Here is a 26171-nt window from a genome sequence, read left to right as displayed (position 1 = left end):
GCCGCAGTGGCCCGCACGCAGAGGGAAAAGGCATTGCCGGGGGAAAAGTCAGAACGTGGGGTCAGGCAACGGCAGTGAGGCCGTCAGCGGCGGCTCGACGGTCAGGGTTATCCAGTTTGAGGTCACGCGCTGCTGCTTTTCGTCCTGCAGCGTCACCGAGAGGCGGTAGCTGTTGGTCGCGCCGGGGCTGTTGTCCCAGGCAGGCATGATGATGCTCCAGCCGTGCGGATTATCATTGTCGGCCGGTGGGGTCAGGCTCAGCGCCTGGGTGTCGCCCTGCCAGCTCAGGCCGGTGATGCGGTAATCCGCCCGGATTTGCAGTTTCAACGGCAGGGTTTCGCCGGGGTGCAGCGTCCAGGGCGGTGTGGCGAGGAATACGCTCAGGGTTTTGCGCTGCTCAAACTCCAGCACCGGCGTGCTGTTGCGTTCTACGGCGTCAAACCGGCTGCCGCGCAGGGAGTGCGCCTCGCTGACATAGGCGGCGGAGAGCTGCTGTTTCAGCGGCACGCCCAGCCGGTAGTTCAGCGACAGCCCGACCTGGTCCTGATTCTCCCCACTTTCGCCCTCTTTGTGTGACGCGGTCAGCGTCACCAGCGGCACCGGCGTGTAGTTAACCCCCAGCGACACCGCCACCGGGTTGGACTGGCGCACGCCATCCCCCAGCAAATCGACATTGTTGCCGAGATACTGCTCATAGCTCAGGGTGGCCCCCAACTGGCGGTAGAACGGCAGATAGCCCTTGGTGGTGATGTCATACCCGCGCGCCTGCCGCCGGAACTCGGTGGCGCTGTCCGCCACTGCCACCATGCCGGACAGCGGATGGTAGTAGTTGGCTGACAAGTGCAGGTAATCCGTCCAGGCTTCGGCACCCACGCTGGCGCGCATCTGCTCCTGTTCAAAATCGCGGTCCAGGAAAGCGTTATACCCAAACAGCCAGTCGCCCTGCGCCCAGCGCTGCCCTACCCCAATGTTACCCAGCGTCATATCAGACTGGTCAATCACGCCGACCTGGCTGTAAGTCACCCGGTTGCCGCTCTCATGCAGCGGGCTGAACAGCTGGCTGTTGGTGCCGGTAAAGCGGCCGTCGTTGACCGTCAGGCCGATGGTGGCCGTGCCGAGCGGCGACAGGATATTCTGCGCATCTTTCTGCACCAGCTTGGCGGCCTGGGTCAGCGCCAGGTTACCCGCCTGCTCGCCCAGCGACTGGTTACTGCTGTCGCTGTACTGCTCGCCGAAGGTTTTGGCCAGCGTCGCCAGCTGCTTTTCGGTGTAGCGCGGGGTACTGGCGGTGCTGCCCAGCTCCGGCAGGTTTTGCTCCAGCGAGGTCGCAGGCAGGGTATTAAACGGCGAGTTACTCTCCCCGGCCGGGGCGGTTTCATCGGCATGGGCTGCGGGCTGCTGGGAGGTTACCGTCAATGCGGCAGCACTGCCCGCATAAGACAGGATCAACAGGGCCAGATAATGGCGGCTGAAAAGGGAAAGGAAAAAATTCATTGCAGTCTTCATCATCAACACGCGAACTATCCTACCGGAAGTGAGCAAAAAAACAACTATCGCTGTGACAGTCATCACAGTTTTCCCCGGCGGCGCGGTATGTCAAAAACTGTTATGGAAATGTCAATTTTTGTATGCAAATAAACCAAATAAAACAATTAATTAACAATTCCCTTAACATTTGTTAAATATTTTTTAATTTCAACCCTACCTCCTCTGTGACTACTCTCAACGGGCAACCGCGTGGGCGCCCTGCCTGCACCGGTATTTTTTCCTTTCGCGCCGGCCTGTCTCTGCTTCGCGCCTCCGGCATGACGCCTGCGTTTACGCCTACTTAACAGGGAACTTTGATGAGCAAGAAAACCTTGCCCGGTGTGACGCGCCGGCAAATTTTAACCTTTACCGCCGCCTCCGCCGGGCTGGCCGCCGCCAGGGTGGCCGGTGCCGTGACCTTGCAGGATACGCCGGTCTGGTCACCGTTCGATGACAGCCCGCCGCCCCAGGTGGACACCCAGGGCTGGGCCTTTTTCACCGCCGAAGAAGCGGCGACCGTGGAAGCGATTGCCGACCGGCTGATCCCGGCCGACGACCTGAGCATCGGCGGCAAAGAGGCCGGGTGCGCGGTGTTTATTGACCGGCAACTGGCCGGGTTCTACGGCACCTTTTCCCGCCTCTACATGCAGGGGCCGTTCCAGCCGGGCACGCCGGAACAGGGTGACCAGTCCCCGCTGGTGCCGCAGCAGCGTTACCGCCTCGGGCTGGCGGCGCTGGATGCCCACTGCCGGGCGCAGCACCAGAAACCGTTCCGGGCGCTGGACGCCGCGCAGCAGGACGCGCTGCTGCACGATCTGGAAAGCGGGAAAATCGCCCTGGACGGCATCGACGCCACGCTGTTTTTCACCACGCTGTTGCAAAACACCATGGAAGGCTTCTTTGCCGACCCGATTTACGGCGGCAACCGTGACATGGTGTCGTGGAAGATGCTGGGCTTCCCCGGCGCGCGTTACGACTACCGTGATTACGTCAGCAAACACAATCAAACGCTGGATCTGGTGCCGCTGAGCATCCAGGGCAGTGCCGCATGGAAAATGAAAGGCTGAGGGACAGGGCATTATGGCAAAGAAATTACCCAGGACAGACGTGGTGGTGATTGGCCTCGGCTGGGCCGGCGCGATCATCGCCAATGAGCTGGTGGACGAGGGGCTGAACGTGGTCGGCATTGAGCGCGGCCCGTGGCGTGACACCGCCCGTGATTTTAACGTCGCGACCGTGCCGGATGAGCTGCGTTATGTCTCCCGCCAGGAGCTGATGCTGCGCACCGCGCAAAACACCATCACCATCCGCAATGACCCGTCGCAAACCGCGCTGCCGATGCGCAGCTGGGGCTCCTTCCACCCCGGCAACGGCACCGGCGGGGCCGGTAACCACTGGGCGGGCATCACCTTCCGCTTCCAGCCGCATGAATTCCGGTTGCGCAGCCACCTGCTGGAGCGCTACGGCGCAGACGCGATGCCGCCGGAACTGACCTTACAGGACTGGGGCACCGACTGGGCAGAGATGGAGCCACACTATGCGGCGTTCGAGCGGCTGGCGGGCATTTCCGGCAAAGCCGCCAATGTGAACGGCGAGCACCGCGAGGGCGGCAACCCGTTCGAGGGGATGCGCTCCACCGACTACCCGACCCCGCCGATGGCCCAACCCTACGCGCCGACGCTGTTTGCCGGGGCGGCGCGCAACCTGGGCTACAAACCCTTCCCGGTGCCCTCGGCCCTGCTCTCGCAGGCCTACACCAACCCGCTGGGCGTCACGATGGGGCCGTGCACCTTCTGCGGCTTCTGCACCAACTTCGGCTGCGCCAACTACTCCAAGGCCAGCGCCATCACCACCGTGTTACCGGCACTGATCCGCAAAGAGGGGTTTGAGGCGCGCACCAGTTGTGAAGTGCTGGAAGTGCTCACCGACAGCCGCGGCGGCCGCGCCACCGGCGTGCGCTACATCGACTCCTCCGGCGACGAGTGGGAGCAACCGGCCGACCTGGTGATCGTCAGCGCCTTCACCTTTGAGAACGTGCGCCTGATGCTGCTGTCACGCATCGGCACGCCGTACGATCCGGTGACCCAGCGCGGCACCACCGGCCGCAACTACGCCTACCAGACCGCCAACAGCGTGCAGATGTTTTTCAGTGACAAAAACTTCAACCCCTTTATCGGTGCCGGTGCCGTGGGCATGGGGATTGACGAGTACAACAACGACAACTTTGACCACAGCGGCCTCGGCTTCTTCGGCGGCGGCAGCATCCGCGTCACGCCCATCGGTGCCGCGCCGATCAACACCCGCCCGGTGCCGCCCGGCACGCCCAAATGGGGCAGCGAGTGGAAAAAAGCCACGGTGGCCAACTACCTCAGCACCATGTCAATTGGTTGCGAGGCCAGCAGCTACGCCACCCGCACCAACTACCTCTCCCTGGACCCGACCTACAAAGACCGGCTGGGGCGGCCGTTGCTGCGCGTCACCTTCGACTTCCCGGCCAATGATTTGAAGATGGCGAAATATTGCACCGGCAAAGTGGCCGAGATCGCCCGCAGCATGAACCCGCGCCAGATTGTCGAACAGCCGATGCACGGCCACTGGAACGGCACGCCTTACCAGTCTTCGCATGTGGTGGGCGGGTTTGTGATGGGGGCCGACCCGGCCACCAGCTCGGTGAACAAACACCTGCAGGTGTGGGGGGTGCCGAACCTGTTTGTGGTCGGTGCCTCGGCGTTCCCGCAAAACCCCGGCTACAACCCCACCGGCACCGTGGGCGCGCTGGCGTTCAAGGCGGCGCACGCCATCCGCCATTACTACCTGAAAAACCCAGGGGAGATGATTACCGCATGAAAACCTTACTCTCCCTCTGCATCGGCCTCAGCGTGCTGGCGGCCGGAAACAGTGAGGCCGCCGGTGACGGCTCCTTTGAAACCGTGGACAAAGGCCGCTACCTGGCGGTGCTGGGCGATTGTGCCGCCTGCCACACCGCCAAAGCGGACCAGCCCTACGCGGGCGGCGTGCCGATTGAGACGCCGTTCGGCCGGCTGGTCGGGGCCAACATCACGCCGGATCGCGAAACCGGCATCGGTGCCTGGACGTTCGAAGAGTTTGACCGCGCCATGTCAGAAGGCATCGGCAAAGGCGGCGTGCACCTCTACGGCGCGATGCCGTTCACGGCTTTTACCCGCGTGACGCGGGAAGACAACCGGGCGCTGTGGGCCTACCTCCAGACGCTGCAACCGATCCACAGCGACGTAAAGACCAACCAGTTGCCGTTCCCGTTCAACCAGCGCGCCAGTTTGATTGGCTGGAACTGGCTGAATTTCGACAAAGGCGAATACCGCCCGAGGCTGGACAAATCCGCGCAGTGGAACCGCGGCGCGTACCTGGTGGAGGGGCTGGGGCACTGCGGCACCTGCCATACGCCGAAAAACCTGATCGGCGGGGATAAAACCAGCCAGGCGTTGCAGGGCGCGGTGGTGCAGGAGTGGATGGCGCCGGACATCACCCCTGACCCGCACACCGGCATCGGCCGCTGGACGGAGCAGGAGCTGATGGATTACCTGAAAACCGGGGCCAACCGTTATGACATCGCCTCCGGCCCGATGGCGGAAGAAGTTGACCACTCGTCCCGCCACTGGACAGAGGAGGATCTCCGGGCGGTGGCGGTTTACCTGAAACAGAGCGGGCTAAGCAGCCATACCGCGACAGTGCCTGCGCCGCTGAAGCCGGACGATGCGCGGATGGTGGCGGGCCGGGCCGTCTACGCCGATCGCTGCTCCGCCTGCCACACGCCGGACGGCCAGGGCATTCCCGGCCTGTTCCCCCGGCTGGCCGACGCGCCGCTGGTCAACAGCGTGAATGCCACCTCGATGATCCGCGTGGTGCTGGCCGGTTCCCGCGCCGGGGCCACCACGGCGGTGCCGACCGCGCCGTCGATGCCGTCGTTTGACCGCTACCTCAGCGATCAGGACATCGCCAACGTACTGACCTACGTGCGCAACAGCTGGAACAACGCCGCCGCGCCGGTAGCGCCGGACGACGTCAGGGATCTGCGCGAGCCGCTCCGCCGGTAAATTTCCTGCCGCGACCGCCAGGCCGCGGCGGGCTACCCCGCCCCCTTTCCGCCAATCTCGCCTATGCTTTTGATGTGCCCCTGATTTTTTAACCGTATGTAAGGAGAGACTATGTCTGTGATGTTCCGGCGCGGCCTGCTGGCCGGGTTGTTTGCTGTGGCGGTGGCCGCCGCTGTACCCGCTGTCGCGGCCCCCTTTGCCCTGACCTCGCCGGATTTCGATGATAACCGGCTGCTGGCGCAGAAATTTGCCGGGGCGGCCCAGGGCAATACCGCCTGCACCGGCGAAAACCTCTCCCCGACGTTGCACTGGCACAACGTGCCGCCCGACACCAAAAGCCTGGCACTGCTGGTGTTTGACCCGGAAGGCCGCAAAGGGCTGGGGGTCAGCCATCTGGTGGCCTATAACATCCCGCCGACGGCCAAAGGTTTTGCCGCAGGCGAACTGACGCAGGGCAAAGGGTTCACCGGCGGCAAAAACAGCGCCGGGACCCAGGTATGGCACGGCCCCTGCCCGCCGCCCGGTTCCGGCTTCCACCATTATGTGTTTACGCTGATCGCCACCGACCTGCCGCCGGACGCCCTGCCCGCCGGGCTGACGCGCGAACAGCTGCTGGAAAAACTCGACGGCCACGCCGCCGCCGCGACCGGCCTGATCGGCCGCTTCGGGCAGTGAATTACGTCACTGCCGCCCCCTGCCGCGCCGCACGCGCTGCGTGGTCAGCCTGGTAGTAACGCACCACCTCACCGACGATAAGCAGGCTCGGTGAGGCGGGTTTTTCGCGTGCCACCGTCCCGGCCAGCATGGCGAGCGTGCAGGTGAACACCTGCTGGTCGGCACGGGTGCCGCGGGCAATCACTGCCGCGGGCATCGCCCCCGCCATGCCGTGGGCCATCAGCTGTTCGCTCAGCGCGGCACAGTGGGTCAGCCCCATATAGAACACCAGCGTCTGGCCTTCCGCCACCAGCGACGGCCAGTCAAGATCCGGCTCGCCGTCGCGGCCGTGGCCGGTCACCAGCCGCACCGACTGGGCACAGGCGCGGTGCGTCAGCGGAATGCCGACGGCCGCCGCGCAGCCCAGCGCGGCGGTGATGCCGGGCACCACGTGGCAACGCAACCCGGCCTGCTGCACGGCCTCCTGCTCCTCACCGCCGCGGCCGAACACAAAGGGGTCACCGCCCTTCAGCCGCACCACCCGCTGCCCGGCCTGTGCCAGCGACACCAGCAACGCATTGATCGCCGGTTGCGGCAGCGTATGGTGCTGCGGGGTTTTGCCGACATCGATTTTCAGCGCGCCCGGCGGCACCAGCGCCATGATCTCCTCTGACACCAGCCGGTCATACACCACCACCTCCGCCTGTTGCAGCACCCGCAACGCTTTCAGCGTCAGCAGCTCCACATCGCCCGGCCCGGCGCCCACCAGCCACACCTCGCCCGCCCCGGTGCGGCTGCGGCAAAGGCCGCCCAGCAGTGCGGCCATACGGGCCGCGTTATCGGTCATTTTGGAATAGATCATGGTTTTGCTCCTAAGCGGGGTGTGTCGCCGCCTGTTGGATCAGTTTTTTCAGCTCCGGTCGGCAGGAGCCACAATGGGTACCACATTTCAGCGCCGCGCCCAGCGCCTCGACGGAATCACAGCCGCCCGCCAGCGCCCGGCGGATCTCCAGTTCACCCACGCCGAAGCAGCTACAGACAATCGCCCCGCGCGGCGCCTGCTCACCGGCGGCCCGCCCGGCCAGCAGCGCCCGGCGGGCGGCCGCATCGGGCGGCGGCACATGGAACGCCGCGACAATCGCCTCGCGATCCAGCCCCGGCAGCCGCTGCGGATGCAGGTAGAACGCGGCCTGCAATTCGCCGTCACGCCAGCCGAGCAGATGCCGCGCCGCGCCCATGAAAGCCTGCTGGAGCAACAGCCCGCCGCCGCATAACGCCTGGAGCCAGGCTTCTGCGTCCGCCGGCGGCGTGCAATCCGCCAGGATGAAATCACTGACGCCCGGCTGGGTTACCCGGCTCCAGTAGCCTACGGCGGGCGGCGGTGCGCCTTCGCCGCGCAAAAACAGCTCGCCCTGCCAGGCCACCGGCCAGCGGGCGACGCGCACCGGCGTCTGTTTGCTCTGCGGCTGGCCGGAAACCGGGTCCACCCGCGCCTCCACCAGCGCATTCACCCGCGCCTGCGCGCTGAACTGCCGGTTCCAGTGCATCGGCACAAACACGCTGCCGCGCGGCTGGCCGTGATCCGCGGTGGCCCGCGCCAGCAACCAGCCGCGCGGCGAGGTGACGCGCACGATGTCGCCTTCCGCGATGTCAGCCATGTCAGTGGGGTGGAGCACGCAGACCGGCTCCGGCGTGTGGCGCATCAGCGCGGCGGCTTTGCCGGTGCGCGTCATGGTGTGCCACTGGTCGCGGATGCGCCCGCTGTTCATGGTCAGCGGGTAACCGGCGGCTTCCGGCAAGTGCGGCGGGGCCACCGCCAGCAGCCGCGCTTTGTTATCGGGGTGCCAGAAGGCACGTCCCGGGCGCGGCAGCGCAGGCAGCGGCCAGCGCTGCGGGGTGAGTTGCTGATACTGTTCCTGCGTCAGCGTCGCCAGTGCGCTGATGTCAAAGGCGCGCTGCCCCCGGTTCTCAAAGCCGGAGAGCGCCGCATGTTCGCAGAAAATCTGATGCGGATGGGTGTAGGCAAATGCCGCGCCGAAGCCCAGCCGCTGCGCCACCTGGCTGACTATCCACCAGTCGCCCCGCGCCTCGCCCGGCGGCGGCAAAAAGGCGCGCTGGCGCGAGAGGCAGCGCTCTGAGTTGGTCACCGTGCCCTCTTTTTCGCCCCACGCCAGCGCCGGCAAGCGGATATGCGCCAGCGCGGCGGTGTCGGTCTCCTGCATCACCTCAGAGACGATCACCAGCGGGCAACCGGCCAGCGCCTGCCGCGCCCGGTCGGCATCCGGCAGGGAGACCAGCGGGTTGGTGCCCATAATCCAGACCGCTTTAATGCGGCCGTCGGCCAGGGCATCAAACAGTGCGGTGGCATTCAGCCCCGGTTCCTGTGTGACGTTGTCACTGCCCCAGAAACGCCCGACGCGGTCGACCTCTTCGGCGCTGAAGCCCATATGCGCCGCCAGTTGGTTCGCCAGCCCGCCCACCTCGCGCCCGCCCATCGCATTCGGCTGGCCGGTGAGTGAAAACGGGCCGTTGCCCGGCGTGTTAATGCGCCCGGTCGCCAGGTGCAGATTGGTGATGGCATTGACCTGATCGGTACCCGCTGAGGACTGGTTAATCCCCATCGAGAACAGCGTCATCATGCGCGGTGCCTGCGCCACCTGCCGGAAGAACGCGGTTAGCGCCCCGGTGCTCAGCCCGGTCTCAGCACTTGCCCGCGCCAGATCCCACGCCGCGGCGGCGGCCAGTGCCGCGTCCGCGCCGGTGGTGTGCTGCTGCAAAAAGGCCTGGTCCAGCGCACCGTGCTGATGCAGCCAGTGCAGCAGGCCATTGAACAGCGCAATGTCACTGCCCGGCCGCAACGCCAGATGGCAGTCAGCCAGATCGGCGCTGGCGGTGGCGCGCGGGTCAATCAGTACCACCTGCATCTGCGGCCGCTGCCGTTTCGCTTCTGCCAGCCGCTGGTAGAGCACCGGATGCGCCCAGGCGGCATTGCTGCCCACCAGCAGCACCAGGTCGGTCTGTTCCAGATCGCGGTAGCGGCACGGCACCCAGTCCGCACCCAGCGCCCGCTTATGCCCCGCCACCGCCGACGCCATGCAGAGGCGCGAGTTGGTGTCCATGTTGCCTGCGCCGATGAACCCCTTCATCAGTTTGTTGGCGACGTAGTAATCCTCGGTGAGCAGCTGGCCGGAGCCATAAAACGCCACCGCCTGCGGGCCGTGGGTGCGGATCACCTGTTGCAGCCCCGCGGCCGCCGCGTCCAGCGCCTGTTCCCAACTGACGCGTTGGTCGCCCAGCATCGGGTACAGCAGCCGCCCGCTGAGATCCAGCGTGTCGCCGAGGCGGCTGCCCTTGATGCAGAGCCGCCCGAGGTTAGCCGGGTGTTGCGGGTCGCCGCTGACCGTGACGCCCGCGCCCTGCACCTCCGCCCGCACGCCGCAGCCGACGCCGCAATAGGGGCAGGTCGTGTTGACGGCCGTCATGACACCGTCTCCAGCGCGTTTTCCGTCACCGGCTGGCGGCAGACCCAGATGCGCCCCTGCTCCACGCGCACCGGCCAGCACAGCAGGCGTACGCCCGGCTTGTCGAGGCTGGTGCCGTCACGCAGGCGGAAACGCTGTTTATACAGCGGGGAAATCACTATCGGCTCGCCGCCCGCGTCGCCGGTCAGGCCGCGCGCCAGCACATTGGCCTGGCTGCCCGGCTCGTGGTTCTCCAGCGCAAACACTTTTTCCGCGGTGTGCGGCAGGTGGAACAGCGCAATCTGCCGGTCGCCCAGCCGCGCGGCCAGCCCACTGTCGGCCGGGATGGCAGAGAGCAGACCGACCTCTTCCCAGCCGTCGCCCGGCTGTGCGTGAGCCATGACAGGCGGCAGCCCGGCCGGGCGCGGCTGGCCGCGCTCCAGCACCTGCAACACCGCCTCGTCCGGCTGGTCGCTGTTGAGGAACGGGCGGAACAGCGCCTGCTGTTCCGGCGAGGCCAGCGTGGTCTGCCATTCGCACTGGTAGCTCTCCACCACGGCCTGCATCTCCTGCTCCAGCTCCGCACCCAGCCCGAGCGAGTCATGCAGCACCACGTCGCGCAGCGTCTCCAGCCCGCCCTCCAGGTTGTCACGCCAGACGCTGGTGCGTTGCAGGCGGTCAGCGGTGCGGATGTAGAACATCAGGAAACGGTCAATGGTGCGGATCAGCGTCTCGCGATCGAGGTCTGCCGCCAGCAGTTCGGCATGGCGCGGCTTCATGCCGCCGTTACCGCAGACGTAAAGGTTCCAGCCTTTGTCGGTGGCGATCACCCCGACATCTTTGCTCTGTGCCTCGGCGCACTCGCGGGTGCAGCCGGAGACCGCCATTTTAATCTTGTGCGGCGAACGCAACCCCTTGTAACGGTGCTCCAGCTCAATCGCCAGCCCGGTGGAGTCCTGCACGCCGTAGCGGCACCAGGTGGAGCCGACGCAGGATTTCACCGTGCGCAGCGATTTGCCGTAGGCATGGCCGGTTTCGAACCCGGCGTCCACCAGCCGCTGCCAGATCGCGGGCAACTGCTCCAGCCGCGCGCCGAACAGGTCAACGCGCTGGCCGCCGGTGATTTTGGTGTAGAGGTTGAACGTTTTCGCCACCGCACCAATCGCCAGCAGGCCATCGGGGGTGATCTCCCCGGCCGGGATGCGCGGCACCACCGAGTAAGTGCCGTCTTTCTGGATATTGGCGAAGTAGCGGTCGTTGGTGTCCTGCAACGGGCGGTGCGCCGGTTCCAGCAGGTAGTCATTCCAGCAGGAGGCGAGCAGCGAGCCTGCCAGCGGCTTGCAGATTTCACAGCCGTGGCCGCGGCCATGTTTCGCCAGCAACTCGCCAAAGGTGCGGATCTTGCCCGCACGGATCAGCAGGTAGAGTTCCTGACGTGAATAGGCAAAATGCTCGCAGATGTCGCGTTTTACCTCGACGCCGTGCGCCGCCAGCCCGGCTTCCATCACCTGTTTCACCAGGGCGGCACAGCCGCCGCAGCCGGTGGCCGCTTTGGTACAGGCTTTGATGCCCGCCATGTCGGTGCAGCCGCCGTCGACCGCCGCCAGGATCGCGCCTTTGCTGACGTTATGGCAGGAGCAGACCTGCGCGCTGTCGGGCAGTGCCGCCACACCCAGCGCCGGGGCAGCACCGGCGGCGGCCGGCAGAATCAGCCCGGCGGGCTGGGCGGGCAGCGGCAGATCGTTGAGCATCATCTGATGCAGCGTCGGGTAGTCGCTGCTGTCGCCCACCAGCACCGCGCCGAGCAGGCGTTTGCCGTCAGCGGAGACCACGATTTTCTTGTACACCTCAGACGGGCCATCCTCCCAGCGGTAGCTCTGGCTGCCGGGGGTGCTGCCGTGGGCGTCGCCGAGCGAAGCCACCTCCACGCCGAGCAGTTTCAGCTTGGTGCTCATGTCCGCGCCGGTAAAGGCCGCCTCCTCACCCGCCAGCGTGGCGGCCAGCGTGCGCGCCATCTGGTAGCCGGGGGCCACCAGCCCGAAAATCCGGCCGTCCCACAGCGCGCACTCACCGAGGGCGAAAATCGCCGGGTCGGAGGTGCGGCACTGGTTATCAATCACGATGCCGCCGCGCGGGCCGACGGCGAGGTCACTCTCACGCGCCAGGGCATCACGCGGGCGGATGCCGGCGGAGAACAGCACCAGATCGCTCTCCAGCGTGCTGCCGTCGGCGAACGTCAGGCAGTGGCGCGCGCTGCTGCCGTCGGTGATGCTTTTGGTCTCATGGCCGGTGTGCACCGTCACGCCGAGGGCGTCGATTTTGCGGCGCAGCATCGCTGCGCCGCCGTCATCCAGTTGCACCGCCATCAGGCGCGGCGCGAACTCCACCACATGCGTCTCCAGCCCAAGCTGTTTCAGCGCGTGCGCTGCCTCCAGCCCCAGCAGGCCGCCGCCAATCACCACGCCGCGCGCGGCCCCCCCGGCGCTGGCGGCAATCGCCTCCAGATCGCTCAACGTGCGGTAGACCAGGCAGTGCGGACGGTCAGCACCGGGGATCGGCGGCACAAAGGGCGCGGAACCGGTCGCCAGCACCAGGTGGTCATACGGCGTTTCGCGCCCGGCGTTGTCCACCACGCAGCGGCGCACGCGGTCAATCGCCGTCAGCGTGCAGCCGAGGCGCAGCTCGATGCCGTGGCGGTCAAAAAAGCCGTCGGCCACCAGGCTCAGGGATGCCGCGCTGCGGCCGCCGAAAAATTCGGAGAGGTGGACGCGGTCATAGGCCGCGACCGGCTCCTCCGCACAGACGATGATCTGGTAACGCCGGTGCAGGTTGCGCTCGACCAGTTGTTCCAGAAAATAGTGGCCGACCATGCCGTGACCGGCCAGCAGCAGTACCGGGCGGACGCCGGAAAAAAGTGCATCGCTCATCGTGGTGCTCCTCCGGGGCGCAGCCGCAGCCGCGCCCGATTGTTCAGAATGTAGGCCGAGCAGCAGGTCATCACTGACCGGTTGCCCCAGCAGGTGGCTATAGGCGGCGGCATCCGTGGTGTCGCCGTAAAACATCACGCCGCGCAAACAGCCGTTACGCAGCAGCAGGCGGCGGTAGTGGCCGGACAGCGGGTCAAAGGTGTGGTGGATCTCATCCTGTGGCGCGGCCTGCACCTCCCCGGCGGAGAACGCGGCGATGCCGGTGACTTTCAGCCGGGTCGGCAACGGTGACGGCTGCCAGGCGGCCCCCGGTTGCCCGGCCAGCCGCTGCGCCAGCACCTCCGCCTGTTCCCGGCACGGGGCCACCAGCCCGGCGGTGAAGGTGCCGGGTTGCGCGCATTCACCGACAGCGGAGATCGCCGGGTCTGCGGTGGCCAGCCGGCCATCCACCAGAATGCCGCGATCGCACGCCAGCCCGGCAGCGGCGGCCAGGGAGGTCTCCGGCCGGGTGCCGATGCAGGCCACCGCCAGCACCGCGGGCAGCCGCGTACCGTCGCCCAGCGTTACCGCCTCCAGCGTGCCGTGGCCGTGGAAAGCGGCCACTTCGCAGCCGGTCAGGATGCGCAGGCCGCGCCGGTGCAGATCGGCTTTCAGCAACTGCCCGGCCTGGTTATCAAGCTGGCGCTCCATCAACCCGGCGTGACGGTGTAACAACGTGACGCGCATCCCGCGCTGCGCCAGCGCGCAGGCCGCCTCAATGCCGAGGATGCCGCCGCCGAGAACCACCGCCGGTGCGCCGGGGCGGCAGCGCGCCAGCATCCGCTCTACATCCGCCAGCGTGCGAAAGCCGAGCACGCCGTCCAGTTCCACGCCCGGTACCTGGGGCAACAGCGGCCGTGCGCCGGTCGCCAGCACCAGCTGGTCATACGGCAGGCTGCGTTGGCCGGTGTGCAGCACCCGGCGCGCCCGGTCGATGCGCAGCGCGGTTTCGCCATGATAGAAAGTGACGTTGTCACCCATTGCGCTATCCGGCAGCGGCAGCAGCGTCTCTTCCGGCCGCTGCTCCCCCGCCAGCACCGGCGAAAGCAGAATGCGGTTGTAGCTGCCGTGCGGCTCCGCACCTATCACGCTGACGGCAAAACGCCCCGGTGCCAGGCGGCAGAGCGTTTCCACACAGTGCATCCCGGCGATGCCGTTGCCCACCACGATCAGCCTTTGGGTCATGCTTCTCTCCCGGTTCAGGCCGCGCTGGGCTGTTTGGCGTACAGGAAGTGCAGGATCTGCTGGCGGCAGTGGCTGTAGACCGGGTCCTGCGCCAGTGCGACGCGGTGACGCGGGCGGTCAAGCGGCACCGGCAGGATCTGCCCGACATGGGCCGCCGGGCCGTTGGTCATCATCAGCACCCGGTCGGAGAGCAGCACCGCCTCATCCACATCGTGGGTGATCAGCACAATGGTGGTGTGCAGCCGCTGCTGGATCGCCATCACCGCGTCCTGCAGGTGGGCGCGCGTCAGGGCATCGAGCGCGCCGAACGGCTCATCCATCAGCAGCACTTTGGGTTTCATCGCCAGCGCGCGGGCGATGCCGATGCGCTGCTTCATGCCGCCGGAGATCTCCCCCGGCCGTTTGTCGCGGGCGTGGCTCATCTGCACCAGCGCCAGGTTGTGCTCAATCCAGTCACGGCGTTCACCCTTGCCCATCTCGCGGCGGAACACCTGATCCACCGCCAGCGCCACGTTGTCGTAGCAGGTGAGCCACGGCAGCAGCGAATGGTTCTGGAACACCACCCCGCGCTCCGGGCCGGGGCCGTCGATTTCGCGGTTATCGCACAGCAGCACGCCCTCACTGGGGCGCGTCAGCCCGGCGATCAGGTTCAGCAGCGTGGATTTGCCGCAGCCGGAGTGGCCGATCAGGCTCACGGTTTCCCCGGCGGCGATGGTGAAACTGACGTTGTCCAGCGCCAGGAAACTGCCTTGCGGCGTGGTGAAGCGCTGGCTGACATTCTGGACGGCAATAATCGGATGGTCAGGCATGGTCGGCTCCTCAGCGTGCGTCATAGGTAAAGCGGCGGGCGATGGCCATCAGCCCCTGCTCAAGCAGCAGGCCGACCACCCCAATCACCCCGATGGCGATGATGATGTTTTCCACATTCAGGTTGTTCCACTCGTTCCAGATCCAGAAGCCGATGCCGACCCCGCCGGTGAGCATCTCGGCGGCGACAATCACCAGCCAGGCGATGCCGATCGAGAGGCGCACGCCGGTAAGCACATGCGGCAGCACCGCCGGGAACAGGATGCGGCGCATCACGGTGAGTTCACTGAGCTTCAGCACCCGCGCCACGTTGAGGTAGTCCTGCGGGATGCGCATCACCCCTTCGGCGGTGTTGAGGATCATCGGCCAGATCGAACAGATAAAAATCGTCCAGGTGGAAGCCGGTTCGGCGCGCTGGAACAGCAGCAGGCCAATCGGCAGCCAGGCCAGCGGGCTGACCGGGCGCAGCAGTGAAATCACCGGGTTGAGCATCTGCGCCAGGAAGGTGAAGCGGCCAATCAAAAACCCGGCCGGGATGCCCACCAGCGCCGCCAGCCCGAAGCCGGTGCCGACCCGTTGCAGCGAGGCCAGCACATTCCAGCCGATGCCCTGATCGTTCGGCCCGGCGTTGTAGAACGGCTCGGCAAAGATAATTCTGGCGGCGTCCCAGGTGGTGAGCGGCGTCGGGAAGCCGTGGCTGTTGAGTGCCGCCACCTGCCAGACCACCAGCAGCACGGCGAGGCCGAGCAGGCCGGGGATCAGCCGTTGCAGCAGCGGGCGCAGGCGCGGCGGCGTGAAGCGGCGGCGCACCGGCACTGTGTTAAGCGGGATCACCCTGGCCGGGGCGGCAGACGGGGCGGCGGGCTGGGTTTTCAGGTTGGTTTTCATCGGGAACCCCTATCGGTTGAGGGTGAAACTGCGGGCATAGCCCGCCGGGTTGCTGCCGTCCCAGACGCTGCCGTTCATCAGCGTGCTGCGGCGCATCTCATTGGCGGGCACACTGACATGGGCGGCGGTGGCGGCGTCACGGTACAGGGCGCTGCGGTTAATCTGCCGCGCCACGGCGGCGTAATCCGGTTCGGTTTTCGCCAGATTCCAGCGGTGGAACTGGGTTAAAAACCACATGCCGTCAGAGAGCCACGGGTAACTCACCTCGCCGTCGGCGAAGAAACGCATGGCGTGGGCGTCCTGCCACTGCTTGCCGAGGCCGTTTTCGTACCGGCCGAGCATCCGGCCCTCAATCCGCTCCAGCCGGGTGTTGAGGTAGGCGCGCCCGGCGAGGATGGCGGCGGTTTCGCGCCGGTTGGCCTCGGAGGCGTCAATCCAGCGGGCCGCCTCCAGCACCGCCGCGGTCAGGGCGCGAGCGCTGTTCGGGTGGGCGCTGACCCACTCGTCGCGGCTGCCGAGCACTTTTTCCGGGTGATCGGGCCAGATCTGCTGGCTGGTGGCGGCAGTGAAGCCGAGGCGGTCGGTGATCGCCCGCTGGTTCCACGGCTCGCCCACGCAAAAACCGCTCATGTTGCCGATGCGCATGTTCATCACCATCTGCGGCGGCGGCACCACCACCGTGCGCACGTCGTTAAACGGGTGGATGCCCGCCTCCGCCAGCCAGTAGTAGAGCCACATGGCGTGGGTGCCGGTCGGGAAGGTATGGGCAAAAGTGACGCTGCCCGGCGCGCTGCGGCTGATGTGCTGTTTCAGCGACGCCGCATCCGTGACGCCCGCCTCCTGTAACGCACCGGCGAGGCTGATGGCCTGGCCGTTCTGGTTCAGGGTCATCAGCACCGCCATCGGGTGGCGCGGCCCGGCGAGGCCGAGTTGCAGGCCGTAGATCAGGCCATACAGCACGTGGGCGGCGTCCAGCTCGCCGGAAACCAGCTTGTCACGCACCCCGGCCCAGCCCGCCTCTTTGCTCGGGATAATGTGGATGCCGTATTTCTTGTCGAACTGTTTGACTGAGGCGATCACCACCGGCGCGCAGTCGGTCAGCGGGATAAACCCGACGCGGATGTCGCGCTGCTCCGGCGCATCACTGCCTGCGGCCCAGGCCGCATTCAGCAGGCCGGGGAGCAGCAAACTGCCGCCCAGTGCCGCACTGCCGGCCAGAAAACGGCGGCGGGACAGGCCGGGGCGGGAAATCTCTCGCGTCATGGTGCTTCCTTCTCAAGGGACAAAAACAAAAAAGGCGTCCGGTTACTGCACAACCTGCGCTGTGCAATAACGGACGCCTTTATCCGGGATGCCTCGTGTTCGCCGCCGTTGGCGAATGGGACAGGAGAAATAATGCAAGGGGTGTGCCAATAACAAAAAACCGCCGTTCAGGGCGGTTCAGGGAGACAGGCGCCGGGAAATCCCCGCCAGAGGCCGGGGGTATTGCCCCATCAGGCAGCAACCTTTGCCCAATTAGCGGGCAATATCCTCGTTGGCGGCCAGCACACTTTCCACCGCCAGCAGCGCATGGGCGATCTCAATCAGTTTCTTGTTCTGCGCCATCGCCAGTGACCGCAGCGCCTTGTGCGCCTCCGGCTCACTCAGGCCGCGGTGCTGCATCAGCAACGCTTTGGCGCGCTCGATCTGTTGCCGCTCGCTGAGGCTGGCGCGCAGGGTGGCCAGTTCCGCCGACAGCTGTTGCAGGTGTTGCGCCTGTTGCTGGATGACGTCGAGGATCGCCCGGCCGAGCGGCGCGCCCAGCTCCCCGGCGCGGTAGTGCGCGGCCTCCCCGCCCGGCGTGGCGGTAAGCAGCACGCTGTAGCCGGCGTCCGGCGGGGCAAGGCTGAGCTGCTGGCCCGCCAGCGCCTGCTGCGCCCCGGCCAGCGCCGCCCGGCAACAGGCATTGAGCGCCGCGGCGGACTGGTCTTCCACGCTTTTCATTGCATCCATGCGCGCGCTGGTGATGTCAAACCACGCCTGAACCTGATCGCCGCCCGGCGGCAACCGCCCGGCACAGAGGATGCGCCGCAGCCGCTCAAACGCCGGGTTGCCCTGCCCCGGCCCGGCCTGCCACGCCGCCTGCGAGGCGGGGTCAGCAAAGGTGAGGAACGTCTGGATGCAGCGCTCCTGCCCGTCGATCAGGTCCAGCTGCTGCTGTTGCGCCCCGGCCTCCATCTCCCCGGCGGCAAACCCCGCCGCGCCGATCGCCCGCTCTTGCCCGGCCAGCTCTTTGCCCTGCATCACGCTGAACATCGCGATCAGCGCCCGTGAAATCGCCGGGTCACCGCAGCCGTCCGCCGCCTCAAACACCACCCCCAGCAGCCGGGCGATGATGCCGCTGTAGCAGCCCATTGAGGCGGCGCGGGAGGCTGCGGGCGCGCGGTTGGCTTCCCGCTGCGCCGGCAGGGCTTCCAGCGCATGCAGCGCCCCGGCCACCCGGTTGAACAGGCGGCTGAGGTTACCGGCCTGCGGGTGCGCCCGGTCAAGCTGCGCCAGCGGCCGGTGCCAGGCCGCCAGCGCGGCATCGGTGTCCTGAATCGCCCGGGAAAGGTGGCGCGCCGCGGGGCTTTCGCGATTGGAGAGCAGAATATTGCTGAGGCCGCGTTCGCGTTGCAGGCAGTGCACCAGTGCGCTGACGGCCGTCACCAGTTCGCCGGTGTGCAGCAACTGGTGCAGACCGGCAATTTCGCTCTGTTTTGAAGCCAGGATGAAATCCTGCGCCCGTAACCGGGCCGGGGGAAGCGTCATAGCCATGCCTGTTTCTGGGGGACATGGCCAGGGTTTTGCAAAATACGTACCGGATCAGATCTGGTAGTCGTCCACCGTGTCCAGTTGGGCGGCAAACACTTTCTCTTTGATCTCCGTCAGGGAGAGCGCCGGGTTGCAGAGCTGGATAAACTGCCAGGCGAAGTTGCGCTGCAACTGGCTGCGCTTCAGGCCGAGCCACACGGTGTTGGCCTCAAACAGGTGTTCGGCGTTCAGGTAGACCAGCCCCTGGTCGCGCCGGTCTTCCGACATGTCCGCCACCAGCCCGACGCCCAGCCCCAGCTCGACGTAGGTTTTGATCACGTCAGAGTCCTGCGCGCTCAGGGTGACGTCCGGCGTCAGCCCCGCCAGCTGGAAGGCGGCATCAATTTTGCCGCGCCCGGTGATGCCGTGGCGGTAGGTAATCAGCGGCAGGGTGCTGAGCTGCTCCAGCGTTACCGGTTCGGCCTGGGCCGCCAGCGGGTGGCCGGCAGGCACTACCACCGCATGGTGCCAGCGGAAATAGGGAAAGGCCGCCACCGCCTCATCACTCATCAGCCGTTCGCTGGCGATGCCGATATCCGCCTCCCCGGCGTGCAGCATGGCGACAATCTCCTCGGGGCTGGCCTGGTTCAGCGTCAGGCGCACCCGCGGGTAGAGGGCGCGGAACTCCTTGATCACACGCGGCAGGCTGTAACGCGCCTGGGTGTGGGTGGTGGCGATGTGCAGCTCGCCGTTGTCATTGTTGCTGAACACATCCGCCAGGCGGCGGATATTGCCCGCGTCATTCAGGATACGCTCCGCCACCACCAGCAGCTCTTTGCCCGGCTCCGTCATCCCCAGCAGGCGCTTGCCGCGCCGGATGAAAATCTCAATGCCCAGCTCCTCTTCCAGCTCACGGATGTGTCGCGACACGCCGGATTGTGACGTGTACAGCGCATTGGCCACATCCGTGAGGTTGAAGCGGCAGCGGGCCGACTCACGGATAATTTTCAGCTGCTGGAAATTCATTGCCTTATCTCCTTATCTCTCATTCAGATAAGGGTAGTGATACGGGGGAATGCGGCGAATGCAAAAGAAGAAAATGGCAGTCCTTATGCCTTTCGGCACTAAAGGGAATCTGAGTTTTTAACCTTAGGGCTTTTTTCCAGTACAATCAGCAAAATGAGCAGATATTATTTTGCTCAATGGATTCACAACTGCGTTATTTTGACGCTAAATAGTTCTGTCCAAGAATTGATACCCGGAAAGCAAAGAGGATATTGTGAAAATACGCATCATGCTGGTACTGCTGACCACGCTGGCGCTGAGCGCCTGTAAATCCGGCCCGCTGCATAAGGATGGCCCGGATGATATTATCACCAGCCAGGTAGGGGAACTGACCCTGAAACACCGCCGCGCCATTGAGCCGCCGGAAAGCCTGAAACTCATTAACCAGCAATATACCAGTCTGTATGCGGCCAGTATCATGACCCGCCCTGACTACAGCGGCACCCTGGTGGGCCACCTCACCAATGCCAAACCCTTCTATGTGATCGGCCAGCCGAATAACCGCTGGCTGGCCATCAGTGAAGAGAAAGACGGCAACCTGGTCGGCTATGTGCCGTTCAATGCCGGGGTGCCGAGCACCCAGTACCAGGCCACCCTGCGCCAGGACCGCCCGCGCCGCACCAAGGCAAAAAGTGATTGCGTGGCAGTCGGCGGTGACAGCAAAGCCTGCAAAGATGCGGCGTCCGAAACCTGGATCATCGACTGACCCGGTGCCGGGGTGGCAGAATACTGCCCCGGCGTCACTGCCGTTCTGGTTAATAAATTGCGTTATTTTGTGAATAAGTAAAAATTCTAATGAAAAGCAGTAAAATCTCTATTGGTAATTGTTTAAAATCGTTAGTGGTCCTACTGGCGATACATTTTGCCCCGGCGGCCGGGGCGTCAGACAACGCAGCGACACTCGCGATCCACCCTGCACAACCGGTTCAGGAAGCCCTTTTCCGCAACTGGCTGCTCAGCCGCTGTATTGCCAGGTCAGACAATGTCGGCGCATTACCGGCGGATGCCCACCGCGCCGCGGCACTCTATGCCGGGAAAAGCCGGCTGCCGGCCGCGGCCTTTACCGCAGGTGATGCCTTAATTGATCGCTTCCTTGACCGCCCCTTCCGGGGGCCGGTAGAGGGCAGCTATCACACCGTTGCCTGTATCGACCTATATCAAAGTGGAGAGGCCCGCCGCCTGTTTGACCGCTTTGCCGCTCAGCTTGAAGACCAGTAACCCGTAACCGGCGGGCCTGCCGCCTGCCGCGATGCAACACCGCGCAGCCCGGCTTCCCCGCCGTGACGCGCCGGGTCTGGGCGTCGGAAACCATTGCAGGAACACGTTATGCGATTCACGATTGTTAAGAGTAAACAGGGCCATTTTCCCCCGCAAAGCAGCTTTGACTTCCTGCCTCCGGGCGGGACCATCGGCCGCAGCGTGGACAATAACCTGGTGTTGCCCGATGAAGACCGGGCAATCTCACGCCTCCAGGCCATCGTGCATATTTCGGCAGACGGTGAGTGCCGGATAACCAACCGCGGCAACGTTACGCGCGTGGTGCTGAATGATATTCCGCTGGAGCGTGGCCGGCAGGTCGAGTTGCAGGACGGCGATCTGCTCGACATTGATGATTACCAGCTCCAGGTCACTGACCTGAGCCAGTCCGCGCCGCCGCCCTCCTACACCACCCCGCCCGTTGAGGCCCCGCGCCCCAGGGAAGCCCCGCGCCTGACCGGCGTGCCGCGCCTGGCTGAAGTGCCGCGCCCGGCAGAACCGGCTGCCGTGATCGTCACCCCGCCGCCGGCGCAGCCGCTCGCCTCCCCGCAGGCCCACGCCGCGCCGGATCGCTATGCTGCCCCGGAGCCGTACAGCGCCCCGGAACAGTACAGTGCACCGGAACAGTACAACGCACCGGAACCGGCGGCGTTGGTGCAACCGGCCGCCCCGTATGACGCCCAGGCGCAACAGCGTGCGGAACAGGCGCTGCTGGCGCGCCAGCAGGCGATGCAGGATGCGCCGCTGCCCGCAGCTGAACCGGCGCAGGCGGCCCCGGCCGCTGACCCGCAACCCCTGCCGCTGACCCCGCCGGAACCGCCGCGTGCCGCGCCGCGCTCCGGCCGCCTCGGCATTGACCCGGTGGGTTACACCGCGCCGCCGGTGCCGCGCCACAGCAACCTGCTGCACGGCAGCCCGCAGGCGCTGGACGGCAACATGCTGGACGCGCTGCTGGAAGGCATCGGCTTAAACGATCTCCAGCCGCCGCCGCGCTTTGATGAGCACCAGTTGCGGGAAGTCGGCCGCCTGCTGAGCCTGTTCTCGCAGGGCACCGTGGCGCTGCTCTCGTCGCGCTCGATTCTCAAGCGCGGGGTCAAGGCAGAGATGACCATGATCCTGGACGAGGCCAATAACCCGTTCAAGCTGCTGCCGTCGGGCAAAACCGTGCTGATGCAGATGTTCGGCAGCAAAATGCCGGGCTTTATGCCGCCGGAACAGGCGGTGCGTGACGCGCTGATCGATTTGCAGGCCCACCAGTTGGGGATGATTGCCGGTATCCGGGCGATCATTTCCGCGATGCTGCAATCCTTCAACCCGGACCGGCTGGAAGAAGAGGCGCGCCGCGAGGGGAATGCCCCGCGCTTCTCGCTGTCATCCAACCGCAAGGCCGCGCTGTGGGACCACTTCGCCAAAACCTACCAGAAGACCGCCGGTGAAGTAGAGAACGATTTCCACACCCTGTTCGGTGAGGCGTTCCTGCGCGCCTATGATGCCGAAGTCAATCAGTACAAAGATTCGCAAATCAAACCGGACGAATAATGAATATTACCATTGCCACCACCTCCCACCAGGGCACCCGCGCCACCAACCAGGACCAGACCGGCGAGATCATCGGCCGCCGTTCGGCCTGTTTTGTGGTCTGCGACGGCATCGCCGGGTTGCCGGGGGGCGAGGTGGCGGCAAAAATTGCGCGTGACACCATCCTGGAAAATTTTGACGGTGAGCAACACCTGGATGCCCAGAGCATCCGCCAGTATGTGACCGGCGCGAATGCGGCGATCCGGGCGCGCCAGCGGCAGGAGGCCGCGCTGGCGAAAATGGGCACCACGCTGGTCAGCCTGTTTATTGACCGGGATTATTCGCTGGCGTACTGGGCACACGCCGGTGACAGCCGCCTCTACCTGTTCCGCCGCGGCTACCTGTTTGACGTCACCACCGACCACAGCCTGGTGCAGCAGATGAAAGATGCCGGGTTTTCGACCCAGGGCATCAACAGTAACCTGCTCTACTTTGCGCTGGGGCTGGATGAGGCGCGCGACGCCAGCTACAGCGATGTGCTGCAACTGGAGGACGGCGATGTGTTTTTGCTCTGCACCGACGGCTTCTGGCACAGTTTCAGCGAGGCGGAGCTGGAGCAGTCGCTGCATATGGTAAATTCACCGGATGAATGGATTGCCCTGATGGAACGTGCCTGGCTGAACCAGGCACCGGTGCACACCGCCAACGGCACTGAGTGCGCGGCGGTGCCTGACCCGCACGCGGATAACCGCCACACTGATAACCGTAATATTGATAACTACAGCGCCATTGCCGTATGGGTCGGCTCTCCGCAGGAGACCACCCTGATGCACTCCTTGCCGGACGCCGGGCGTTTTATGCCATCAAAACTGGGCTGAGGCTGATGTCTACTTTTACACACACAAGGTACGCTATGAAAATATGGATGTCCGGACTCCTTGCGTTGTTGGCCGTGCCCGCCGCGCAGGCGCAGGATTACCGCCTGGCTTATTCGCCCAGCCTGAAACTTGAAATTTATATTGATGACGTCAAAAGCAGCCAGCCGGAAGACTGGTGCCGTGAAACCCTGCCGCTGCGTATTGTGGCCGGTGGGGAGAAAGACCCGGCGGTGCTGGACACCTTCCTGCCGCGCGTCGGTAACCTGATTCAGAAGCAGTGTGACACCACCACCCGCCTGCCGTTTACCCTGACCGACAAGGCCGGGGCGACACTGGCGCAGGGCGAGGCGCTGAAAAGCACCCGCTGGCAGCCGACGGTGCTGCCGCCGGCTGAAGCGGCCGCGCCGGCCGCCACCGCAGACGGCCCGGCCGTGCCGCTGGCGCCGGAACAGGCGGGCGGCAACAAGCCCACCACGTTCTCCCTGCCGAACGGCTGCCATTTCCGCACCTACTGGGACGCCACGCGTGACGGCAGCGCGCTGTTTGTGCCGAGCGGTGACAGCGTGACCTGCACGCCGGACGGCTGGATGACCGACCGCAGTGACGTCAGCGTGACGCCGTCAGCCAGCGCTGCGCCGACCGCCCTGACCTTCTACCGCGGGTTCCCGCTGGCCAACCTCAACCCGACCAGCGCCGCGCTGGCGGTGATCAGCGCCGATGAGCGGCAGATGCTGCTGAGCAACCACGACAAAGCGCCGGACAGCTTCCTGCTGCTGCCGTTTGACCGCTCACTGCACGCCTGGCGCTTTGACGGCCGGGTGATTTTACAGATTGGCCGGGATGAGGCGGACAACGCCGCCACCCTGAAACAGGCGATTGAACAGGCACAGGCGGCGTACCTGCCGCTGCTGCCGGCCGCCAGCACCGCCCTGACCTTCCTGCTGGTGGAAAAGGTCAGCCCCGAGACTGACCCGGCCGCCGCGGCTTACCGCACGGTCAATTAACAGAGAAGCCACTATGTCGGGAATTGAACAGCGTCATCCTCCCTCTAACAGCCTGCCGGTAGGTTACCGTTTCCGGGAATTTGAGATCCTGGAGGTGATTGGCGAAGGGGGCTTCGGCATTGTTTACCGTGCCTACGATCACCAGCTTGAGCGCACTATTGCTATCAAAGAATACATGCCGACCAAACTGGCCCAGCGCAATGAAGACTTAAGCGTGGGGGTGCGCAGTGACCGTTTCACCAAAACGTTCCAGGCCGGGTTGCACAGTTTTATCCAGGAGGCGCGGCTGCTGGCGCGTTTCTCCCACCCCGGCCTGCTGCACGTGCTGCGTTTCTGGGAGGAGAACGGCACCGCCTATATGGGCACCCAGTTTTACACCGGCAATACGCTGAAAAACCTGAAGCTGTCGCAGCCGGCGCTGATTGACGAGGCGTGGATCCGTAACCTGCTGCCGCCGTTGTTCAGCGCGATCCATACCATCCATCAGGAAGGGTATCTGCACCGCGATATCTCGCTGGACAATATCCAGATTCAGGAGAACCAGTTGCCGGTACTGCTCGACTTCGGCTCTGCGCGCAAGGAGATCGGCAATCTTTCGGATGAGACCGAGATTATGCTGAAGCCGGGGTTCGCGCCGATCGAGCAGTATATGGAGAACAGCGACGGCGAACAGGGGCCGTGGACGGACATTTACGCGCTGGGTGCGGTGCTGCATACGCTGATCACCGGTGCGCCGCCGCCGGTCAGCGTGGTGCGCAGCATTGAAGACAGTTATGTGCCGCTGGTGCAGCGCCGCCCGGCCGGCTACTCCCTGGGGCTGTTGCAGGTGGTGGATCACGCGCTGGCGCTGAAACCAGAGGATCGCCCGCAGTCGATTGAGCAGCTGGCAGCGGAGTTGCAGTTGCCGGTGTCGGATGTCAGCGAGATTATCAGCTCACCGATGGCCGCCCCGGCGGCGGTGCTGGTTGCCGCCAACCCGGCGGCCGGTGCGCCGGTGGCGGATGCGGTGGCCGCCGGGCAGACGCGCATCAGCCGCCCGGTGCTGGCCCTGGCCGCCGTGGCGGTAGTGGCGGTGCTCGGCGTGGTGGTGTGGCTCTCGACCGGCCCCGGCGATCGCGAGAGCACGCATACCGTCGCCAACAATACGCCGGAGAACGCCCCGGCCGCGGTGGCCGACCCGGATGCCGGTGCCGCGGCAGACGCCGCCACGCCGGTGCCGGGCGCGCCGCTGGCGCAGGTCTATTTCCGCCTGAACCCCGGCGAGCAGGTCTTGCTGGACGGCCAGCCGCAGACGGTCAAGATCAGCACCAGCGGGTTTGCGATGCTCAGCCTGGCAGCGGGTGAATACCAGCTTGAGATCCGGGAGAACGGGCAGCGGCGCGGGCTTCAGGCGCTGAAGATTGACCGGGCGGGGACATGGGTGGTGGCACCAGGGGGGTGACCGGTATTGCATACCGGGGGGCTTTCTTTTTTAGGAAGGTGGGTTGTTTCGGTTGTTTATATGCTGTGGCATGTTTCGGTTGCTCATGTGTCTTTGTCTGCCGAGCTCTTGCAGAGCCTAAACATAGATGAAGTGGCATGTTTCGGTTGCTCATGTGTCTTTATCTACCCGGCTCACTGAGCCTCAACCGAGCAGGGCGCGCCAGTGCGCTCGCCCTGCACCCGCGCACTTTCGGTGATCCGGCAGAATTATTGCCCGCGTAGCGGGTTCCCTCCAGCGTCCTCCGGGCTTATCGGGCCGGTACAGACACGCTCCCAGCGTGGCTGTACCTCTCGCACACATCCCTGTGTGCTCACCCGGCCCTGCGTCCTCGTCGGCAATAATTTAATGCCCCCACCCCTCTGCAAATTCTTGGCTATGTAAGGAAAGAGTAGATAAGACATGTTTTAGTTTTTGGTGCAGATATAAAAATTGCAGCCACATGAAAATGCAAAGCAGAAAAAGCACACATCATGCCCAAAAACCTCCCCTACTATTTCCTTACATACTTACGGGTTTGCAAAGGGGTGGGGGCGTAAAAATCATTGCCGAGTGGAGGCGCAGGGCCGGGTGAGCGGGCATGGATGCCCGCGAGAGCCGCCCATGACAGGGACTGTCATTAGCGGCGGCCCGGAA

Annotated in this window: 19 protein-coding genes; 10 read left to right on the top strand and 9 right to left on the bottom strand. The window is 65.2% G+C overall.

The genetic code is table 11. The features are described from left to right. Positions 1 to 48: 48 nt before the first annotated feature. Positions 49 to 1494, bottom strand: coding sequence for a YchO/YchP family invasin (locus CYR52_RS17985; protein WP_175558146.1), 1446 nt, complete (start codon positions 1492 to 1494; stop codon positions 49 to 51). Positions 1495 to 1844: 350 nt separating this feature from the next. Here CYR52_RS17985 and CYR52_RS17980 point away from each other — a divergent pair, with 350 nt between their 5' ends. From CYR52_RS17980 to CYR52_RS17965, 4 genes are all read left to right on the top strand, one after another. After that, on the top strand, positions 1845 to 2594 hold the full coding sequence (locus CYR52_RS17980) for a gluconate 2-dehydrogenase subunit 3 family protein (protein ID WP_072928568.1): 750 nt from the start codon (positions 1845 to 1847) through the stop codon (positions 2592 to 2594). 13 nt (positions 2595 to 2607) lie between these two features. Continuing rightward, positions 2608 to 4374, top strand: a complete 1767-nt coding sequence (locus CYR52_RS17975) for a GMC family oxidoreductase (protein ID WP_072928567.1) — start codon at positions 2608 to 2610, stop codon at positions 4372 to 4374. Further along, a complete protein-coding gene (locus CYR52_RS17970; protein ID WP_101829096.1) occupies positions 4371 to 5600 on the top strand; it encodes a cytochrome c in 1230 nt (409 codons plus the stop codon). Before CYR52_RS17975 ends, CYR52_RS17970 begins: the two co-directional genes overlap by 4 nt. 111 nt (positions 5601 to 5711) lie before the next feature. Beyond that, positions 5712 to 6275 carry a YbhB/YbcL family Raf kinase inhibitor-like protein gene (locus tag CYR52_RS17965; protein ID WP_394854011.1) on the top strand — a complete coding sequence of 188 codons (564 nt, stop codon included), beginning with the start codon at positions 5712 to 5714 and terminating at the stop codon, positions 6273 to 6275. Between the two features lies 1 nt (position 6276). On the opposite strand, the gene cobA is transcribed toward CYR52_RS17965, so the two are convergent. The 8 genes from cobA to cbl form a co-directional block, all read right to left on the bottom strand. Beyond that, the gene (gene cobA, locus CYR52_RS17960; RefSeq protein WP_101829117.1) at positions 6277 to 7080 is read right to left on the bottom strand and encodes a uroporphyrinogen-III C-methyltransferase; all 804 of its coding nucleotides are present in this window, start codon (positions 7078 to 7080) and stop codon (positions 6277 to 6279) included. A gap of 46 nt (positions 7081 to 7126) precedes the next feature. Then, positions 7127 to 9736 carry a nitrate reductase gene (locus CYR52_RS17955; RefSeq protein ID WP_101829095.1) on the bottom strand — a complete coding sequence of 870 codons (2610 nt, stop codon included), beginning with the start codon at positions 9734 to 9736 and terminating at the stop codon, positions 7127 to 7129. Then, positions 9733 to 13866: a nitrite reductase large subunit NirB gene (gene nirB / locus CYR52_RS17950; protein WP_101829094.1), complete on the bottom strand. Its 4134-nt coding sequence runs from the start codon at positions 13864 to 13866 to the stop codon at positions 9733 to 9735. Before nirB ends, CYR52_RS17955 begins: the two co-directional genes overlap by 4 nt. A gap of 14 nt (positions 13867 to 13880) precedes the next feature. Next, entirely contained in the window at positions 13881 to 14675 is a 795-nt protein-coding gene (locus CYR52_RS17945; RefSeq protein ID WP_072928606.1) for an ABC transporter ATP-binding protein, read from the bottom strand. Between the two features lie 10 nt (positions 14676 to 14685). Then, on the bottom strand, positions 14686 to 15561 hold the full coding sequence (ntrB, locus tag CYR52_RS17940; protein ID WP_101829093.1) for a nitrate ABC transporter permease: 876 nt from the start codon (positions 15559 to 15561) through the stop codon (positions 14686 to 14688). A 9-nt stretch (positions 15562 to 15570) separates the two neighbouring features. Beyond that, positions 15571 to 16824 carry a CmpA/NrtA family ABC transporter substrate-binding protein gene (locus CYR52_RS17935; protein ID WP_101829092.1) on the bottom strand — a complete coding sequence of 418 codons (1254 nt, stop codon included), beginning with the start codon at positions 16822 to 16824 and terminating at the stop codon, positions 15571 to 15573. A gap of 252 nt (positions 16825 to 17076) precedes the next feature. Continuing rightward, the gene (locus CYR52_RS17930; RefSeq protein WP_241522429.1) at positions 17077 to 18357 is read right to left on the bottom strand and encodes a nitrate regulatory protein; all 1281 of its coding nucleotides are present in this window, start codon (positions 18355 to 18357) and stop codon (positions 17077 to 17079) included. A gap of 48 nt (positions 18358 to 18405) precedes the next feature. After that, entirely contained in the window at positions 18406 to 19359 is a 954-nt protein-coding gene (gene cbl, locus CYR52_RS17925; RefSeq protein WP_072928560.1) for an HTH-type transcriptional regulator Cbl, read from the bottom strand. Positions 19360 to 19612: 253 nt separating this feature from the next. Between cbl and CYR52_RS17920 the strand changes: the two genes are divergently transcribed. The 6 genes from CYR52_RS17920 to CYR52_RS17895 all read left to right on the top strand — a co-directional run bounded on the left by CYR52_RS17920 (position 19613) and on the right by CYR52_RS17895 (position 25496). After that, a complete protein-coding gene (locus tag CYR52_RS17920) occupies positions 19613 to 20104 on the top strand; it encodes a hypothetical protein (RefSeq protein WP_079205222.1) in 492 nt (163 codons plus the stop codon). Positions 20105 to 20193: 89 nt separating this feature from the next. After that, a complete protein-coding gene (locus tag CYR52_RS17915; RefSeq protein WP_072928558.1) occupies positions 20194 to 20616 on the top strand; it encodes a hypothetical protein in 423 nt (140 codons plus the stop codon). Between the two features lie 108 nt (positions 20617 to 20724). After that, the gene (tagH, locus tag CYR52_RS17910) at positions 20725 to 22194 is read left to right on the top strand and encodes a type VI secretion system-associated FHA domain protein TagH (protein WP_101829090.1); all 1470 of its coding nucleotides are present in this window, start codon (positions 20725 to 20727) and stop codon (positions 22192 to 22194) included. Next, positions 22194 to 23051: a PP2C family protein-serine/threonine phosphatase gene (locus CYR52_RS17905; protein ID WP_072928556.1), complete on the top strand. Its 858-nt coding sequence runs from the start codon at positions 22194 to 22196 to the stop codon at positions 23049 to 23051. Before tagH ends, CYR52_RS17905 begins: the two co-directional genes overlap by 1 nt. A gap of 47 nt (positions 23052 to 23098) precedes the next feature. After that, positions 23099 to 24055, top strand: coding sequence for a type VI secretion system-associated protein (locus CYR52_RS17900; RefSeq protein ID WP_241506131.1), 957 nt, complete (start codon positions 23099 to 23101; stop codon positions 24053 to 24055). Between the two features lie 13 nt (positions 24056 to 24068). Then, on the top strand, positions 24069 to 25496 hold the full coding sequence (locus CYR52_RS17895; protein ID WP_101829089.1) for a serine/threonine protein kinase: 1428 nt from the start codon (positions 24069 to 24071) through the stop codon (positions 25494 to 25496). Positions 25497 to 26171: the final 675 nt, after the last annotated feature.

The sequence above is a fragment of the Chimaeribacter arupi genome, from assembly GCF_002858805.1.
Taxonomy (GTDB): Bacteria; Pseudomonadota; Gammaproteobacteria; order Enterobacterales; family Enterobacteriaceae; genus Chimaeribacter; species Chimaeribacter arupi.
The sequence above is the reverse complement of the archived record's forward strand: the minus strand, read 5'-3'. Positions and strand labels throughout refer to the sequence as shown.

Bases quoted from the DNA above. Each gene is read 5' to 3' on its own strand.
- CYR52_RS17980 (WP_072928568.1), top strand. From the start codon at position 1,845: ATGAGCAAGAAAACCTTGCCCGGTGTGACGCGCCGGCAAATTTTAACC.
- CYR52_RS17975 (WP_072928567.1), top strand. From the start codon at position 2,608: ATGGCAAAGAAATTACCCAGGACAGACGTGGTGGTGATTGGCCTCGGC.
- cbl (WP_072928560.1), bottom strand. From the start codon at position 19,359: ATGAATTTCCAGCAGCTGAAAATTATCCGTGAGTCGGCCCGCTGCCGC.
- nirB (WP_101829094.1), bottom strand. From the start codon at position 13,866: ATGACCCAAAGGCTGATCGTGGTGGGCAACGGCATCGCCGGGATGCAC.
- CYR52_RS17970 (WP_101829096.1), top strand. From the start codon at position 4,371: ATGAAAACCTTACTCTCCCTCTGCATCGGCCTCAGCGTGCTGGCGGCC.
- CYR52_RS17895 (WP_101829089.1), top strand. From the start codon at position 24,069: ATGTCGGGAATTGAACAGCGTCATCCTCCCTCTAACAGCCTGCCGGTA.
- CYR52_RS17945 (WP_072928606.1), bottom strand. From the start codon at position 14,675: ATGCCTGACCATCCGATTATTGCCGTCCAGAATGTCAGCCAGCGCTTC.
- CYR52_RS17955 (WP_101829095.1), bottom strand. From the start codon at position 9,736: ATGACGGCCGTCAACACGACCTGCCCCTATTGCGGCGTCGGCTGCGGC.
- CYR52_RS17905 (WP_072928556.1), top strand. From the start codon at position 22,194: ATGAATATTACCATTGCCACCACCTCCCACCAGGGCACCCGCGCCACC.
- CYR52_RS17900 (WP_241506131.1), top strand. From the start codon at position 23,099: ATGTCCGGACTCCTTGCGTTGTTGGCCGTGCCCGCCGCGCAGGCGCAG.
- cobA (WP_101829117.1), bottom strand. From the start codon at position 7,080: ATGGCCGCACTGCTGGGCGGCCTTTGCCGCAGCCGCACCGGGGCGGGC.
- CYR52_RS17935 (WP_101829092.1), bottom strand. From the start codon at position 16,824: ATGACGCGAGAGATTTCCCGCCCCGGCCTGTCCCGCCGCCGTTTTCTG.
- CYR52_RS17985 (WP_175558146.1), bottom strand. From the start codon at position 1,494: ATGAATTTTTTCCTTTCCCTTTTCAGCCGCCATTATCTGGCCCTGTTG.
- CYR52_RS17930 (WP_241522429.1), bottom strand. From the start codon at position 18,357: ATGGCTATGACGCTTCCCCCGGCCCGGTTACGGGCGCAGGATTTCATC.
- CYR52_RS17915 (WP_072928558.1), top strand. From the start codon at position 20,194: ATGAAAAGCAGTAAAATCTCTATTGGTAATTGTTTAAAATCGTTAGTG.
- tagH (WP_101829090.1), top strand. From the start codon at position 20,725: ATGCGATTCACGATTGTTAAGAGTAAACAGGGCCATTTTCCCCCGCAA.
- ntrB (WP_101829093.1), bottom strand. From the start codon at position 15,561: ATGAAAACCAACCTGAAAACCCAGCCCGCCGCCCCGTCTGCCGCCCCG.
- CYR52_RS17965 (WP_394854011.1), top strand. From the start codon at position 5,712: ATGTCTGTGATGTTCCGGCGCGGCCTGCTGGCCGGGTTGTTTGCTGTG.